This is a genomic window from Paenibacillus faecalis (assembly GCF_900289175.1).
GTDB lineage: Bacteria > Bacillota > Bacilli > Paenibacillales > Paenibacillaceae > Paenibacillus_AQ > Paenibacillus_AQ faecalis.
The window spans coordinates 3,837,036-3,852,998 of record NZ_LT985747.1; the positions used below are offsets into that span (position 1 = coordinate 3,837,036).

At 46.1% G+C, this 15,963-nt stretch carries 16 protein-coding genes and 1 pseudogene; 7 read left to right on the forward strand and 10 right to left on the reverse strand.

The annotated features are described in order from the left end of the window. The 3 genes and pseudogenes from C8268_RS17985 to C8268_RS17990 form a co-directional block, all read left to right on the forward strand. Positions 1–605 (forward strand): annotated as a pseudogene (locus C8268_RS17985) (aconitate hydratase); the annotation flags it as partial. A gap of 190 nt (positions 606–795) precedes the next feature. After that, positions 796–951 carry a hypothetical protein gene (locus C8268_RS22990; protein ID WP_199794868.1) on the forward strand — a complete coding sequence of 52 codons (156 nt, stop codon included), beginning with the start codon at positions 796–798 and terminating at the stop codon, positions 949–951. Positions 952–1,017: 66 nt separating this feature from the next. Then, a complete protein-coding gene (locus C8268_RS17990) occupies positions 1,018–1,200 on the forward strand; it encodes a DUF2524 domain-containing protein (RefSeq protein WP_106768937.1) in 183 nt (60 codons plus the stop codon). Positions 1,201–1,269: 69 nt separating this feature from the next. On the opposite strand, the gene C8268_RS17995 is transcribed toward C8268_RS17990, so the two are convergent. Then, a complete protein-coding gene (locus tag C8268_RS17995) occupies positions 1,270–2,010 on the reverse strand; it encodes an IclR family transcriptional regulator (RefSeq protein ID WP_106768938.1) in 741 nt (246 codons plus the stop codon). A gap of 249 nt (positions 2,011–2,259) precedes the next feature. Here C8268_RS17995 and C8268_RS18000 point away from each other — a divergent pair, with 249 nt between their 5' ends. Together C8268_RS18000 and C8268_RS18005 are read left to right on the forward strand one after the other, a co-directional pair. Next, a complete protein-coding gene (locus C8268_RS18000) occupies positions 2,260–3,222 on the forward strand; it encodes an alpha/beta hydrolase (protein ID WP_234032991.1) in 963 nt (320 codons plus the stop codon). Positions 3,223–3,371: 149 nt separating this feature from the next. Continuing rightward, positions 3,372–4,553, forward strand: coding sequence for a Fe-Mn family superoxide dismutase (locus C8268_RS18005; protein WP_106768940.1), 1,182 nt, complete (start codon positions 3,372–3,374; stop codon positions 4,551–4,553). A 133-nt stretch (positions 4,554–4,686) separates the two neighbouring features. Here C8268_RS18005 and folE read toward each other — a convergent pair whose 3' ends face one another. The 5 genes from folE to C8268_RS18030 form a co-directional block, all read right to left on the reverse strand. Beyond that, positions 4,687–5,280: a GTP cyclohydrolase I FolE gene (folE, locus tag C8268_RS18010; protein WP_106768941.1), complete on the reverse strand. Its 594-nt coding sequence runs from the start codon at positions 5,278–5,280 to the stop codon at positions 4,687–4,689. Positions 5,281–5,324: 44 nt separating this feature from the next. Next, on the reverse strand, positions 5,325–5,558 hold the full coding sequence (locus tag C8268_RS18015) for a YneF family protein (RefSeq protein ID WP_106768942.1): 234 nt from the start codon (positions 5,556–5,558) through the stop codon (positions 5,325–5,327). A 129-nt stretch (positions 5,559–5,687) separates the two neighbouring features. Further along, positions 5,688–7,532, reverse strand: a complete 1,845-nt coding sequence (gene queG / locus C8268_RS18020) for a tRNA epoxyqueuosine(34) reductase QueG (RefSeq protein ID WP_106768943.1) — start codon at positions 7,530–7,532, stop codon at positions 5,688–5,690. A 28-nt stretch (positions 7,533–7,560) separates the two neighbouring features. After that, the gene (gene lepB / locus C8268_RS18025; RefSeq protein ID WP_106768944.1) at positions 7,561–8,163 is read right to left on the reverse strand and encodes a signal peptidase I; all 603 of its coding nucleotides are present in this window, start codon (positions 8,161–8,163) and stop codon (positions 7,561–7,563) included. Between the two features lie 290 nt (positions 8,164–8,453). Continuing rightward, positions 8,454–8,882: a GNAT family N-acetyltransferase gene (locus C8268_RS18030; RefSeq protein WP_106768945.1), complete on the reverse strand. Its 429-nt coding sequence runs from the start codon at positions 8,880–8,882 to the stop codon at positions 8,454–8,456. A gap of 494 nt (positions 8,883–9,376) precedes the next feature. Between C8268_RS18030 and C8268_RS18035 the strand changes: the two genes are divergently transcribed. Together C8268_RS18035 and C8268_RS18040 are read left to right on the forward strand one after the other, a co-directional pair. Then, positions 9,377–9,985, forward strand: a complete 609-nt coding sequence (locus C8268_RS18035; protein WP_106768946.1) for a superoxide dismutase — start codon at positions 9,377–9,379, stop codon at positions 9,983–9,985. Between the two features lie 540 nt (positions 9,986–10,525). Then, on the forward strand, positions 10,526–11,572 hold the full coding sequence (locus C8268_RS18040; RefSeq protein WP_106768947.1) for a LacI family DNA-binding transcriptional regulator: 1,047 nt from the start codon (positions 10,526–10,528) through the stop codon (positions 11,570–11,572). A 68-nt stretch (positions 11,573–11,640) separates the two neighbouring features. Here C8268_RS18040 and C8268_RS18045 read toward each other — a convergent pair whose 3' ends face one another. The 4 genes from C8268_RS18045 to C8268_RS18060 form a co-directional block, all read right to left on the reverse strand. Continuing rightward, on the reverse strand, positions 11,641–12,348 hold the full coding sequence (locus C8268_RS18045) for an MgtC/SapB family protein (protein WP_106768948.1): 708 nt from the start codon (positions 12,346–12,348) through the stop codon (positions 11,641–11,643). A gap of 80 nt (positions 12,349–12,428) precedes the next feature. Then, entirely contained in the window at positions 12,429–13,271 is an 843-nt protein-coding gene (locus tag C8268_RS18050; RefSeq protein ID WP_106768949.1) for a sugar ABC transporter permease, read from the reverse strand. Then, a complete protein-coding gene (locus tag C8268_RS18055; RefSeq protein WP_272939341.1) occupies positions 13,271–14,572 on the reverse strand; it encodes a carbohydrate ABC transporter permease in 1,302 nt (433 codons plus the stop codon). Before C8268_RS18055 ends, C8268_RS18050 begins: the two co-directional genes overlap by 1 nt. Positions 14,573–14,658: 86 nt before the next feature. After that, positions 14,659–15,951 carry a sugar ABC transporter substrate-binding protein gene (locus tag C8268_RS18060; protein WP_106768950.1) on the reverse strand — a complete coding sequence of 431 codons (1,293 nt, stop codon included), beginning with the start codon at positions 15,949–15,951 and terminating at the stop codon, positions 14,659–14,661. Positions 15,952–15,963: the final 12 nt, after the last annotated feature.

The window sequence follows — 15,963 nt, forward strand, 5'->3', positions numbered from 1 at the left end:
GGGGTGTTGCACGGAAAGACTTCAACTCTTACGGCTCCCGCCGTGGTAATCATGAGGTCATGATGCGCGGTACTTTCGCAAACATCCGAATCCGCAACCAGGTAGCTCCAGGTACAGAAGGCGGCGTGACAACTTATCTGCCAACGGACGAAGTGATGTCCATTTATGATGCTTCGATGAAGTATCAGGCAGGCGATCAGAATTTGATCGTTATAGCAGGTAAAGAATACGGTACAGGCAGCTCTCGTGACTGGGCAGCAAAAGGTACCTACCTGCTTGGCGTCAAAGCTGTACTTGCCGAAAGCTTCGAGCGGATTCACCGCTCCAACCTTGTAGGCATGGGAGTTCTGCCACTTCAGTTCCAGGAAGGCCACGGCTGGCAAAACCTTGGAATTAACGGTCGCGAGACGTTTGATATTCTCGGTCTGGACAACAATGTAAAACCAGGTCAAGAGCTGACCGTTGTCGTTACTCGTGAAGATAACACCAAATTCGAAATCCCTGTCATTGCTCGTCTGGACAGCATGGTTGATGTAGACTACTACCACAACGGTGGTATCCTGCAAACCGTTCTTCGCCAGATGATCACAAGTAACGTGAAATAATATTTTTACCATAACTTAAGACTTAGTATAAAATCCCCATCTTCTTTCAAGGAAGATGGGGATTTTTGTGCGGATAAAAGACTTTTATCCTCTTTTAGCTAAAAAATGTTTCTAAAATGATGACAGGCGGTTAAAATATTAAAAATCATTTATTTAAATTCGGGATATGTATATTTAGGAGGAACGTCATATGCTGACTGTACATACGGTAACTCCCTACCATTACCAGTACCCTCGACCACAACCTTTAAATACGATGAGAAAAGAACCGGCCGAGAAAAAGACAGTTACATTTCATGAAGTTCTAAAAGAGAAAATGAATGAGAAAATAACGAAACAGAAATGAATTAAACCGAAGCCAAACCTCCATAATAAGGAAGAATGACATCTATGAAATGAGGGAGGATTGGCTATGCTGGAAAATCTCGAAAGCTCTTATGACTGCTCCCAAGCTGGAGACGACCTGCATCAACTTAAACAGGAACTGGCATCCCTGCAGGGTCTTGGCAAGGAAGATTCAGAAACTCAGGAACGCATGAATCGACTGGAAAATCAAATCTCGTTCATTATGAACAAGTGCGGTATTCATCATTAAAGCCTTCAGCAAACAAACCGGGTCCCCATAACGGGAGAACCGGTTTGCTGCTTCGTATCCAACTATTTGTCAGATCATCATCCCCATTTCTCTTGCTGCTTCTTTGAGCACCGGGGCATATTCACGCAGCTTTTTTGCGGACAATCGACTCACCGGTCCGGACATCGATAGCGCTGCTGCAATTTTACCGCTGCGGTCCATAATGGGAACAGCTACGGCCGCTGCCCCAGGTTCACGCTCCTCAATGCTTATCGCATAACCCTTTTCCACAATGTCGGCCAATTGACGCCGATACTGTTCCTTATCCACCGCATCGGGCCAATCCGGCTTGTTTAGCAGCTCTTCCTGATCGGACGCAGACGCATAGGCCACCAGTACCTTGCTGGAGGCTCCCACCGACAACGGCAGACGTGTACCTACCTGAGCTACCCTACGGACCGCCTGATTGCTCTGTACAGCCTGTATACGAATACGCTCAGCACCATCGCGCAAATATAAGCTTACCGTTTCGCCCAGCTTGTCGCGTAGAGACTCCATAGCAGGAAGCAATTTTACCGCCGGATCATCGCTGTGAGAAAGATGAGTTGACAGCTCCCATATTTTCATCCCTAACCGATATTTATCCGTTCGACTGTCCCGTACAACAAATCCCTTTTCCTCAAGCGTAGCGATCAGCCGGTGCACAGTGCTTTTATGCAGTCCAATGAGAGAGGAAATCTCAGTCAAAGCCAGCTCATGACTTTTCGTAAAACACATTAATATATCAAGTGCTCGTTCAACGGCACGTACCGTTATTTTTCGGTCTTCCATACCCGATTACTCCTCTCGCGTTTCATTACATGAAACCTGGTTACAAGAATTATATGAAAAAACAAACGGGAAGTAAACAAAAAAACTCACTTTACATTTGTCTTACAATCTTCTAGATTTCATTGACTTTAACCCTGTCCCAGCATACGATAATAATAATTTTTAATTTTCATTAAAATGAAAATAATTTATGGTTAGGAGGGGCCACTCATGAGCATGGTCACTGGTAATAACGCCCCACTCCCCCAAATGAACGATACAAAAATCGGACTTTCCACCCGAATGATCCGGTTCAAGCATATTTTACTTTCGCTCCTTCTGTCAGTAATCTTCTTTCTCGTATTTTGCTTTATAGCTCTGCATGCCTATATCGCCTGGGTGCTGTCATATCCTACCGTAGCGCCGCTGTATTCCAATCCAAAGCTTGCGAAGGAGATGGATTATGAAAATGTTGTGTTTCCCTCAATCAGTGGTGAACAAAATTTAAACGGCTGGTATATTCCTGCTGAAAACTCCGTGCGGACGATCGTATTTAGTCATGGTTACGGTGCCAATCGCGAGGAATCCTGGATTCCGATGTATGACCTTGCCCATTACGCACACAATCTGGATTTTAACGTGCTGATGTTCGATTATGGCTTTGCTTCCCAGACCAGCAAGGAGGTTGCGACAGGAGGCAAAGAGGAGAAAGAGCAGCTTCTCGGGGCTATTCAGCTAGCCAAACAGAAAGGTGCGAAGCAGATTGTCGTCTGGGGATTTTCGATGGGAGCCGGAACGGCGTTACAAGCGGGCTTGGAAACCAACGATGTAGATGCCATGATCCTTGACAGCACGTTTTTGCTTGAGCCGGACACCCTGTATCACAACATAAAAAACCAGATTGATCTGCCACGTCACCCGTCATTAGAAATACTGGAACTGCTGTTTCCTATACTAAACGGGACCAGTCTTGATCAAATACCATACACGGAAGTGAAGAAAAACAACTACCCGTTCCCAACCCTGTTTATACACGGAACCCAAGATGATAAAGCGCCTTATCCTATTGCAGAAAAAATAGCAGCGAACCAGACCCATCCCGATTCAGATTCATGGATTGTCGAAGGCTCGCACCATGAACTCATCTTCCGGGAACATCCGCGTGAATATTTACGCCGTGTGTCAACCTTTCTTGGAAAACTGCCTTCACCAAACAGCTCAGTTCCCGAATAATATATCTGAATCATTTACCTTTAATATACTCATTCCCAAGCTCGCATTTATTAACAGATGTGGGCTTTTTTCTGCTGTTTAACTTCATAGTACAAACCTTAGTACGAATATAGTTTCATAGTGAGTGAATATGACAGGAGGAATAGTTCATGTTGTATATTTACGGATCGATGCTCCCTGCGAGGATTTTGGAAGAAATCCGCTTCTGGAAGCAGCAGGAGATGGAGCATACGGAAGTTATTAAAGCCATTGTTCCCGGTCTTGAGGCTCCCTATGTCAAACTGCTGAACGATTGGGCCGTTGTATTCGGTGAAACCGAAAAAGCAGCGGATCAGCTGCTTAACCAAGTCCTTTCTTCTTCCGGACCGCTGTCTCCACAGCTGATCACGCAGATCGAACAGCTGCTTCGAGTTTCCCTGGAGCAATCGAAGGAATTCATACGCCAGCTCTATATGATGAAAAACAGCAGCAACGCTGTACAGCAAATTCCACTAGCTGACACGGTACTGCTGCACATTATCCGGGAGTCGGAATATTTCATTGAAGTTTTGAAAGAGCTCAGCCAGCCCGGAGCAATGAAACGGTTGATTGAACATCCCGATTTAGCCCGAAATGATTCGCAAGAATCAGCCGAAACATCCCCTCCCAACGAGAAAACTGAAGCTGTCATTCAAAGCGTCTCATCACCACATACCAAACAGCAACCTGTTCCCATCGGTGGACACCGCCTTCCTCCGCTCCCTTATCCGTACAATGCGCTTGAGCCGTACATTGATGAAAAAACTATGCGCATCCACCATGATAAACACCATCAAAGCTATGTTGACGGTCTCAACAAGGCAGAGACCAAGCTGGAGGAGGCCCGCAGAAGCGGAAATTTTGAGCTCATCAAGCATTGGGAACGTGAACTGGCGTTCCATGGTGCAGGCCACTATCTCCATACCTTGTTCTGGAGCATTATGAATCCGAAAGGCGGTGGAGTTCCACAAGGAGAACTTGCCCAACAGATCAAAAGGGATTTCGGCAGCTACGAACGATTCAAGAAGCAGTTTACGGAAGCAGCAGACAAAGTTGAGGGAGGAGGTTGGGCCATTCTCGTCTGGAGCCCGCGCAGCCATCGACTGGAAATATTGCAGGCTGAGAAACATCAGAACCTTTCCCAGTGGGATGTCGTACCGCTTCTTGCTCTCGATGTTTGGGAACATGCCTATTATCTCAAGCACCAAAACAATCGCACCAACTATATTAAAGATTGGTGGAACGTCGTTTATTGGCCAGAGGTGCAAGCACGTTATGAACAGGCTAAAAAATTAAAATGGCAACCTTTCTAAGTTCCTGAAGAGAGAAGCAAAAAGACAGGAGCGTGCGCATGCTCCTGTCCTTAACCTCATTAAAAAAGGACGTCCCGGAAACAGAAAAAATCTGCTGGGAACATCCTTTTTAACATTCATCTTAAAATGACAATCAGTCCTTAATCAGCGCCATAAATTCAGCGCGTTGAGCGGGATCACTCTGGAATGTACCCCGAACCGCCGAAGTAATCGTCTTGCTGCCAGGCTTCTTAATGCCGCGAGCGCACATACACAGATGCTCACCTTCAACCACAACCATAACACCTTGTGGCTGAAGCACCTCAACCATGATATCCGCGATCTCGGACGTAATGCGTTCCTGTACCTGAAGCCGACGAGTTACCGCTTCTACCAGACGAGCAAGCTTGCTTAAGCCTACGATTTTACCGCTAGGAACATAACCGATATGCACTTTTCCAAAAAACGGCGCCATATGGTGTTCACATTGGCTGTAGTACACGATGTCCTTTACAATGACCAATTCCTCATGCTGCTCGTCAAACGTGACACCGAGCACATCACGGGGATCAATCTCATAACCGGCAAAAATCTCCTCGTACATCCGTGTCACGCGGGCAGGTGTCTCCAATAAACCTTCTCGCTCGGTATCCTCACCGATCAGTTTAAGAATTTGCTCAACATGATATTCGATCTGCTTGCGATGCTCTCCTACTTTGCTGTTAACATAATCTTTCACGCCCGCCACGGTATATCCCCCTTTCCGTTCATAAACGGTCATCTATTATTTCATTATTTTCGTTTGCGTGATTGGCCTTTACCTGGTGCAGGCTGGTTTTTCATCATATGCTGTGCACGCTGCATCTGTTTGCTGTTCAGATTATACCCCATCTGCTTAGCCATCTTTTGCAGCATTTGTGGATCACTTTGCATTTTCTCCAGCTGCTTGCGGAGATAGAATACTCCAATAAAAAAACCACCAATCAGCCCCACGATCAATGTAATAATTGGAATCGCAATGTCCATAACTTGACCACCTTTTGCTTATACTAAAATTTACCATTATATGGTGCACATACGCTCCTATCATAGCACGTCCCATTCCGGACAGCAAACAAAAAGAAACGTCTTTACCACCCTTACAGGGAAAGAAATCTACAAACCCTTATGATCCGGAAGTGCCCCTTCTAGTGTAAGCAGATACCTCTTAATCTCCAGCCCTCCGCCATAGCCTACAAGCCTACCATCCATACCGACTACCCGATGGCAAGGTATGATAATGGAAACCGGATTTTTATTGTTCGCGCCACCAACGGCACGAACCGCTTTCGGACGTCCTATGGCGTCTGCAATATCCTTATAGGAACGGATCTCCCCAACAGGAATTTGCTTGAGAGCTTCCCACACCTGTAGCTGGAACTGCGTCCCACGCATATCAAGAGGCACTGTAAATTCCCGCAAAGTCCCCTCAAAATACTGTTTAAGCTGAGAAGTAACATGAGCTAATCGCTCTTCGTTTCGCTCATATCCGGCGCCTTCAGCCCAGGTTCGTGACCACTGCTGCAGCACAGCCTCCTTGACAGTAAAAGCCCCAAACTCAATCAAACATACTCCAAGATCAGACGCCACTATCGTAAGCGGCCCAATCGGTGTGTGCAGTTCATCATAATACAGGAGGTCATTTTTCACAGCCCGAGCAGTCACAGGCTCTGCTCCTTTAGATGCATTGCTTACCGCAGGCTTGTCTTGTCCCCGTTCATTCTGTACTTCTTCAACTGTTTTAAAATGCTTGCTTCCTTCTTGCTTGTCAGTCTCCGCTCCGACCTTCGTCTCTGGTTGCAATTTATTTAAGGCTTGTTGCAGCATGTTACGTACTTTAGGTTCCTGTTCCGATTTCATGCTTTTTTCTAAGTTGTCCAAAGCTTCTTCGCCTCCAATGCGGCCCAGAGCCCATGCGGCAGTACCCCGCAGCTCCGGACGCGGATCTTTCAGCAGCACCTCGCTCAGCTTCGGTACTGCCGAAGCGTCTTTAAAGTTACCAAGGGCGATGACGGCATTGCGCTGGATCGGTTTCTTTCCACGCCATGCCGCTGCAGTATCGCCAAATGCTTCCTTGAATTCCCGGTTGCTCATATCAAGAATCGGGAGTAAGAGCGGCTTTGCCTTTTCGGGATCAGGCTGTAATTCCGCATGATGTGTCCAGTTTAAACCTTTGTTCTTAGGACAAACCATTTGACAAGTGTCACAGCCGTACAGCCGATTGCCGATTTTACGCATCGCTTCCTCATCCAGAAATCCTTTGGTTTGAGTGAGGAAGGATATGCATCGCTGCGCGTTAAGCTGTCCCGGTCCCACAAGGGCACCGGTAGGGCAAAAATCAATGCATTTCGTGCATTCTCCACAATCTTCCGTCACTGGTGTATCCGGCGGAAAAGGTATGTTGGTGACCATTTCACCAAGGTAAATCCACGAGCCATATTTGGGAGAAATAATAGCACAATTTTTGGCACTAAAACCGATTCCCGCCCGCTGTGCGACTGCTCTATCCACCAAAGCTCCCGTATCCACCATGCTTTCAAGAACGGCATCCGGAACACGTTCACGGATGAATGCTTCGAGCTTTGCCATCGCTTCCCGCAGAACATGGTGATAATCTCTGCCCCATGCCGAACGTGCCATAATCCCGCGATATTTACCGGGCTCGGATTTCGGCGGCTTGCTCATTTTGGACGGGTAGGCAACAGCTATTGCAATAATTGAAGCTGGAGTGACTCCCGGTAATGCAGGCGTCACCCTTTTATCAAGATCAGGTTCCTCGAAACCTGACTCGAACCCCTTATCCCGATGATTTTGCAAAATAGCTTTTAGCGATACAAACGGATCTGCCGAAGCAAATCCTATATCATCAATGCCCATTTCAGGCGCAGCTTTTCGCAGCTCCTCTTTGAGCTCTTCCCAGACGGAAGCCGAAGGAGCGTAGGCACCAAGCCGTAAAGTCATCTCCAACGCCTCCTTTCCAGATTGAGCTTTACAACCCTTTTATTTCAGACAACGGCCACAGAATAAATTCGGCCCGTCCAACAATATCCGATCTCTTTATACTGCCAAATTCACGACTGTCCTTGCTCTTTCTGAGATGACGGTTATCACCCATCACGAAATATCGGTCTTCCTCCAGTTTAACCGGACCGAAATCAGGATCTTCGATCGGACTATCCGTATACGGTTCATCTTGTGCCACACCGTTCACATAAAGAATATGGCCTTTAACCTCCACGGTATCACCCGGAATGCCTATGATTCTTTTTACAAGAAATTCTTTTTGGTCAGGGCCGGTACTCGGGTCTTTCAACACAATGACATCACCGCGATCCGGTTCGCTGAACCGATATACCAATTTATTGATGAACAGCCGCTCAGATGCTTCAAGTGTCGGTTCCATCGATTCCCCTTTAACCATAGACAGATTAAAAACAAACATATTCAGCAGAACCATAATACCAAATGCTATGGCAATCGTTTTGACCCAATCCCATAGCTCAGCAGCCCAACCGTTCTTGCCAGCTGATTTCCCTTTGGCATTCGATGTATCTTCGCTTTCGTTCGAACCCGGTGGAATGATTTGTCCCATGTTACACCTTCTTTGCTATTATGGTAGCCTTTACCCAAAAAGGCCTATATAAATAATTTAATACAATAATAGAAAAGCATATCTCTCTCCCATTTGCAACGGTTGATAGATATGCTGAGTACAAGCGTAAACCATTTCGCCGTATTTAACAGCAAAATTTGCGCTTCGCTAAATAATTATAAGCCAAGTTAAAAATAAATAATTCACTTATATTTTCTCAACTTAAAATGTTTGTTTCTTGGCTTTTCGCCTCTATGCATGCATGAAACCGGTCTTATCCGATCAGACCATTACGAATGGCTCACGATGCTCAGTTTCTGGAAGGCTTTCAGGATTTTATTTGCACCATACCCCATCGCTTCATAAAGCGGCATGGCAGCAGCTACATTATGTTCATCACCGGCAACGAGAATCCGACTGACTTTACGGGATTGGAACCGCTGTTCCATACATTCAATAAGGGCTTTTCCAATTCCTTGCCGCCGATAATCCGGGTGAATGGCAACGCGGTAATAGTATCCATTATTACGCTCAATGGTCCCGATTAGTGCACCAACAATTTCATCATTCTCTTCTGCCACCACAATGAGGTCGGAGTCCCAGGCAAGCTGTCTGGAGAAAGGCACTATCGTATTTTCGTAGCATTCTTCTGATAAAGCAATCTGTAAAAGCTCGGTTACTTGATTACAGTCACTCAACTGAAAGGAACGAACATGCATCTCAAAATCTCCCTTTTCGTTAGCATGATGCGGTTTACGCGGCTTACAATTTTGTATTCCGTTGCTGCAAACCTAACCTAAAATAAATTACTACAAAAACTGCGAAAATCCTGCTTTCTTGTCCATTAAACCACATATTTCTCCTAATTTCACGAGTTTTCTTGTGAAAACGCTTTATATTAAGCGGTTACATTTACTTTCGCCAAATAAAACGCCACCAAATTGTAATCCGTTCGCGATAAATTTGTTATGGCAAAGTTATCGTTCTTCTGCTAGGGATGCGATATTTACACTGTTTTGACTCGATTTTACCTTCTGTTAACAGGGGTTTTGGACTTTTCAAACATAAAAGTTGATTTAATCCCCCGGAAAGGTTTAATATATGAATAGATACGAAAGTTACATATGTTCTTTCGGGTGATAAAGGCATCCTCACACCATGGTTGTCCTTTTATCATAATAAAAAAACTACATTATCAGGAGGTATTTTCATTATGGCATTTCAATTACCACCACTTCCTTACGCAAACAACGCGCTCGAGCCTCATATCGACGCACAAACGATGGAGATTCACCATGATCGCCACCATAATACCTATGTAACCAATTTGAATGCAGCGCTTGAGAAAGCTCCTGAACTTGCAAACAAAACGCTGGAAGAGCTCATCGGCAACCTCGATGCGGTTCCTGAGAGCATCCGTACTGCAGTTCGAAACAACGGCGGCGGACATGCGAACCATACCCTTTTCTGGGAAGTAATTGGACCTAATGGCGGCGGCCAGCCTACAGGTGCTTTGGCTGAAGCCATCAATAACGAACTTGGCGGATTCGAGAAGTTCAAAGAAGAATTTGCAAAAGCAGCTACAACCCGCTTCGGTAGCGGTTGGGCTTGGCTTGTAGTGAAAGACGGCAAGCTGGCTGTAACGAGCACACCTAACCAGGACAGCCCGATCATGGAAGGACAAACTCCTCTGCTCGGACTGGACGTTTGGGAGCACGCTTACTACCTGAAATATCAAAACAAGCGCCCTGATTACATCGCTGCTTTCTGGAACGTTGTAAACTGGGAAGAAGTTGGCAAGCGTTACGACAACGCGAAATAATTACCACTAATAACGGCTTGCAATCGAATAGGAAGGGAGCGGCTAATTCCCGTCCTTTCACAACATCTAGCTTGCGGGTTTCGCACTAGCACTAGGCGTTTCCAAAAGGTTGACAAAGCCCATATAACGAGAGAGCAAACTTTTCAGCCCTCTGGCTTCCTAAGTAGGAAGTCAAGAGGGCTTTATTTATGTTCCGGGACATTTCCCACGCTCCCCATCGGGAATTCAGAAGTTTGACTATCTTTGACTTTTGACTAGAAATCAGATATGATAAAGATACGGTTCCTATCATTCACGGGCGCATGCATATCATGTTTCATAGGGCGAGTGGCGCTAGAATATGACTTCTCGATAAAGTGATTTTCGTCAACATATTATAAACTCATTGGATCAACAAGCTGCTCGTATCGACCTGCTCATACGGCAGCTTTTTATTGCTCCACATGTTGAAATACCGCTCGATTTCATCGTATTATATAATGATAGGCCAAAAAAGAGGAAATGCGATCATTATGATGCCGTAAAAGAGGAGGCGAGGATTTGGCAACGGTAAGAGATATAGCACGTGAAGCAGGTGTATCGCCGGCGACCGTATCGCGGGTTCTTACGGGGAAAGGAAACACATCATCCGAAGCGAATGAAAAAGTGGAAAAAGCTATACAGAAACTAGGGTACGTTCCGAGCACCAAGGCGAAACCGATCGCTCAGGACGCCGAATCCCGCACCATCTGCTATACAATCGCACGTGAACCTAGCGAAATTTTTGGGAATCCATACTACTCCAATGTTCTCCTTGGTTTATCCAACGCTACTCAAAAATACGGATATGACTTGCAGATTTCCGCCTTTCGCTCCGTCGATCAACAAATCAAGAAATGCCTGACGCTATACCAGAACAAAAAAGTGAATGGCTTTATTTTATCCGGTGTCATGTCAGCGGACAAAAGCTCACTAATTCAAAGCCTGCAACAGCATTCCATTCCGTTTGTCATGATCGGACGCAGTCTTCAACACAATGTATTTTGCATTCATAGCGATAATTACCGGGACGGGTATGTCACGACTCAGCATTTGCTGGACGAGGGGTATCGGCGTATCGTGTTCCTGACTGAGAGTGTGGACATCGATGTTGTGCGCGACCGAATCGCGGGGTACAAGCAGGCGCTACAGAGCAACGGCCTGGAGGCGAGAGACGACAGCATTATCTTGTGCGGCCCGAAAGAAGCGGATATGATTGCCGCTTTGGACGAATATAGCTCCGGAGGCAGAGCATTCGACGCAATTATTGCTGTAGACAGTGTATTGGCGCTTGGTGTACTGAAGTACTGTCGGGAACGCGAACTGCGCGTTCCAGAAGATGTCGGCATTATCGGTTTCAACGATGCCGCCTTTCTCAACAAAATCTCGCCATCGATCAGCTGCACGACCATTCGAGGGGAGCATCTCGGTTTAGAAGCACTGGAAATGCTCATTGAGCTAATGGACGACCCTGAACGCATTAATAAGAACAAGACGGTAACCCTCCCTTCCGAGCTTATCGTACGTCAATCGACACAACGGACAAGACGTTCTTCATCCCATACATGAAACAAGGAGAGAGGGCGAAAAATCGCCCTCTCTCCCCGCTTCTATTCGATTTCTTTATATCAGAAACGTTACTCTATTTTTACTGATATCACACCTGGTATCGCTTTCACGTGCTCAACCAAATCACTCATCGACTTTTTTTCGGGCATCATAATCATTATTATCATCTGCAGCGGCGACGCTGTCCCTTCAGTTAGCCCCAACGACTGTGCATCTGTCACGTTCATATTCCGAATCTCCACCTGTTCCGCAATCAGCTGCTTCGAAATCATACCTAGTGTACCCGGTCCTCCGGAATAGGTCACTTCCATCGACAACGCCTTATTTGCTACCAGATAGCGAAGCTCAATTTTGTTCAGCAACTGCAAAGAGACAAAGACAAGCCCGCATGTCAAAATCGCCGGGAAGTAGAACCCTGCACCTACCGCGAGCCCGATCGCGGCCATCACCCAGAGCGTGGCAGCCGTGGTTAGCCCTTTGACAGACATGCCGGTTCGAATAATCGTTCCTGCTCCGAGAAAACCGATGCCGCTAATGACCTGCGCCGCCAGGCGGGCCGGATCAATCCGGACATTCGGTTCATCAACGAAAGCGTTGAATCCATAAATGGACAGCAGCATAATGAGCGAAGAGCCGATGCATACCAAAATATTGGTGCGAAATCCGGCAGCATGCTGATTCATTTCCCTCTCGAAGCCGATAATGCCTCCGAGCACAAGCGAGAGAAACAATCGTAAACTTATGCTTACCGGATCCAACGTCCAAGGACTTGTCACCGTATCTCCCCCTCTCGTCACTCTTGTTCTAGTCTAATTTGTACATCAAACTATCTCTTTTTCAAATCTTGCCCGATTTCCTATGTTTTCGTTGCCCCCGCAGTCAGCCCAGAAATAAGGAAACGCTGCAGGAACAGGAACACCGCAGCAATCGGAATGGCGATAAGCACCGATCCCGCTGCAAACCGGGTAAAGTTGTTGCTGAATTCCTGATTGACCAGGTTGAACAAACCGACGGCGAGTGTATAGTTCTCCGAGCTGCGAATGACGATCCGCGGCAGCAGAAAGTCCATAAATGGCGTCATAAAGTTGAACAAGGCAACCACGGCCAAAATCGGCTTTGCCAGCGGTAAAATAATCTGGAAAAAAATCCGGAAATGGCCCGCTCCGTCAATCTTAGCCGATTCGTCCAAATCCCGCGGAATCGTGTCGAAATAGCCTTTGATCAGAAAGGCATGCATCGGAATGGACGATCCAACGTAGACCAAAATCAAACCAGCCAGCGTATCCAGCAGCCCCAAGATGTTTAGCAAAATATAAATAGCGACCATTCCCATCAATACCGGAAACATCTTGATCAGCAGAAGCGTGTACAGACCGTTCTTGCGCCCTCTGAAATTATATCGTGAGAATGCATACGCTAGGAACGTCGTGACTATAAGCGAAAGCACGGTCTTCCAGCTGGCGACAATCAACGTGTTTTTATACCACAGCTTATATTCGCTGTCCGGATTGGAGAAGAGCCAGGAGTAATGCTCTGTCGACCAGTTCTCTGGAATTATTTTTGCACTGTATAAACTGGTTCCCGGATTCAGCGAAACGCCCATAGCCCATAATAACGGATACGTAATGACGATGAACATGAACAAAATGAACGCGTAAATGCCAGTGAGCTCCAGTCTTGATTTCCATTTCGTACTCATTAGACGTTGTTCTCCTCCTTGAACGATCGAGTTCTCCTGAATTGGAAAAAGGCGACGGTTGCCACAATCAAGCCTAGAATAATGGAAATGACGGCCGCCATATTGTAGTTCAATGATTCAAAGGTAAGCTTGTACACCCATGAAATGACGATATCCGTCGATCCTGCCGTCTGACCGCGAACCGGCGGTCCGCCTTGGTTGAACAAGTAAATCAAGTTGAAGTTGTTAAAATTACCTGTATATTGCATAATGAGCAGCGGAGCTGTCGCGAACAGGACGTGAGGGAGAGTTATGTAGCGGAATTTTTGCCACTTGCTCGCTCCATCGACCTCTGCCGCCTCATACCAGTCGCCTGATATGCTCTGGAGTACCCCCGTGAACAAAGCGAACACGAAGCTGAAGCCTAGCCATACTTGAATAAGGATAATGGCTACCTTCGTCCATAGCGGATCAGACATCCATGGAATAGACAAGCCCATCGGATCCAAAATTTGTCGGTTCACCGCTCCAAATTGATCATTGAACATCGCGGAAAACACAAGAATGGATACGAAAGAAGGAACGGCCCAAGGAAGAATGAGCATCGTTCGAATGAATTTTTTAAATTTGACGCGCTTGTCATTCACGATAACCGCTAAGAATAATGCCAACGCAATCTGCAGTGTCGACGCAACAAACGTCCAAACGAGCGTCCATGACAATACGGAGAAAAACGTATTACGCCAAATCGGAACAGAAAAAATATTTTTGAAATTTTCAAACCCTACCCAATCCAACAAATGACGGGGGGGTGAATTATAAATGTTGTAATTCGTAAATGCCAAGGAAACCATAAATAACAGCGGCAAAATAAGCACAAACGTAATCATAAAGATACCGGGCCCGACAAATAGATAAGGAACACCTTTATCCCATGCCTGCTTATAGCCTTCGCGAATCGTCGTTATCTTCCAGCCTTCGCGGATTTTTAGGGCATCCTTACGCGCATCGGTCAAGTTAATCCAGTAGAAGATAATAAAGAAAATGGTCAATATGACCGAAATAATACCTTGAATGAGCAAGGAACGTGAATCATCCACCCCTTCCATTGTTCCTAGCGTCCAAAGCCCCCAATACCCGATGTTCAAAAAATCAGCAAACACGAAAAAGAAAGATAAAAATAAAATCAAAAATAATAAACTTTTTATATATCTACGGTTATATAGTTGCCCCAGCCCCGGGATACCGGACAGCAGCATCGCCAACTTGGCATTATGCGAACTGGCTTTCGGTTTGTCGTTTCGTATCTGTGGTTCTCCCAATCTAATTAAGCCTCCTCCTTGACTCTGCAATACAACATCAAGTGGATTGGGGTGCGAAACCCGCACCCCAATCCGATCATCATTGCTTATTTATTGGCGTTGTTGATCGCGATTTGTTCTTTGATTTGAACGACTGCTTCATCAAGCACTTCTTTAGTGTCCTGGCCTTTAGCCAGGAACACAAGCGCATTTTTCATCGGCTCCCATGTCTGGGATATTTCCGGATTATTTGGTGTTGGTGTAGCAAACTTTGACTGCTCAGCCACTGCTGAGAAGTAAGGGTGCTTCGTAATAAGATCACTTTCCAAAATGCCAGGACGGGCTGGAATTTCTCCAGCTATTTCGAAATGACTTGCACCGTTCTCATCATTCGTAATGAACAAAGCTAACTCAGTCGCCCATTCCTTATTTTCGGAGAATGGGGATAACACCAGTCCTTTGACACCCAAAAAAGAAGGCGGGCGCTGGCCGTTGGCAAGCTTCGGAAGCGGTACTGCCCCCAGCTTGTCTCCAAGCGACGATTCATAGTTTTTGATCGATGATGGCACCGAGACAACAGCACCAACCTTTCCTGATTTAAACAATCCGTCGATCACGTCACTATTAATCGTTTCCGGAATAATCCCTTTTTCGAACCAAGATTTGATCAGATTCGCACCTTCGACAGCGCCTTCATTATTCAAGCCAATATCATCCACGTTATAGCCTGTATCTTTGTCATATCCGAAAATATAACCACCATTGCCCTGCAGGAACATGTTGGCGTAATAGAAATTCGTCGCATCGAACAATAATCCATATTTATCCTTTGATACATCGGTGAACTCCAATGCGAATTTCTCCAGTTCTTCCCATGTTTCTGGCGGATTCGGCAAAAGCTCCTTGTTATAGAACAAGGCTGTCGTCTCGATGACCATGGGTAAGTTATATATTTTGCCATCAATCGTTACAGCCTGAATTGCCTCAGGCGAATACTCGCTAATTTGTTTTTCGCTCAACTCAAACGGCTCGGCTAGCCCTTGCAATACGTTACGGCCCATGGAATTATGGGTGGCGCTCCACAGATCGGGCCCGCGACCGGACGGTCCATCAAGTGAGAACGCTTTCGCTTGTTCACGTGGGTTAAATGGAATGACTTCTACATCTATGCCTGTCTTCTCGGTAAATTTTTTCGTAATAGCCCGCATCGATTTCAATTCCGCTTCATTTTCAGAAGCCCATATTTTCAGACGATCCGGCTTCGGCGGCATCTCTCCTTCTTGTTGCTGGGCCGTATCCGTATTGGACTTGGCCTGTTCCACTTCACGCTTCGGCCCGCAGGCCGCAAGCGACAAAACGACGGTAAATGAGAGCAGTAGCAATACCATTTTCTTTGCCATACATGAATTCCC

Excerpts from the sequence above, each read along its gene's own strand:
- C8268_RS18060 (WP_106768950.1), bottom strand. The coding sequence starts at position 15,951 with ATGGCAAAGAAAATGGTATTGCTACTGCTCTCATTTACCGTCGTTTTG.
- C8268_RS18005 (WP_106768940.1), top strand. The coding sequence starts at position 3,372 with ATGTTGTATATTTACGGATCGATGCTCCCTGCGAGGATTTTGGAAGAA.
- C8268_RS17990 (WP_106768937.1), top strand. The coding sequence starts at position 1,018 with ATGCTGGAAAATCTCGAAAGCTCTTATGACTGCTCCCAAGCTGGAGAC.
- C8268_RS18000 (WP_234032991.1), top strand. The coding sequence starts at position 2,260 with ATGAACGATACAAAAATCGGACTTTCCACCCGAATGATCCGGTTCAAG.
- C8268_RS18050 (WP_106768949.1), bottom strand. The coding sequence starts at position 13,271 with ATGAGTACGAAATGGAAATCAAGACTGGAGCTCACTGGCATTTACGCG.
- C8268_RS22990 (WP_199794868.1), top strand. The coding sequence starts at position 796 with ATGCTGACTGTACATACGGTAACTCCCTACCATTACCAGTACCCTCGA.
- C8268_RS18015 (WP_106768942.1), bottom strand. The coding sequence starts at position 5,558 with ATGGACATTGCGATTCCAATTATTACATTGATCGTGGGGCTGATTGGT.
- C8268_RS18030 (WP_106768945.1), bottom strand. The coding sequence starts at position 8,882 with ATGCATGTTCGTTCCTTTCAGTTGAGTGACTGTAATCAAGTAACCGAG.
- C8268_RS18035 (WP_106768946.1), top strand. The coding sequence starts at position 9,377 with ATGGCATTTCAATTACCACCACTTCCTTACGCAAACAACGCGCTCGAG.
- lepB (WP_106768944.1), bottom strand. The coding sequence starts at position 8,163 with ATGGGACAAATCATTCCACCGGGTTCGAACGAAAGCGAAGATACATCG.
- queG (WP_106768943.1), bottom strand. The coding sequence starts at position 7,532 with ATGACTTTACGGCTTGGTGCCTACGCTCCTTCGGCTTCCGTCTGGGAA.
- C8268_RS17995 (WP_106768938.1), bottom strand. The coding sequence starts at position 2,010 with ATGGAAGACCGAAAAATAACGGTACGTGCCGTTGAACGAGCACTTGAT.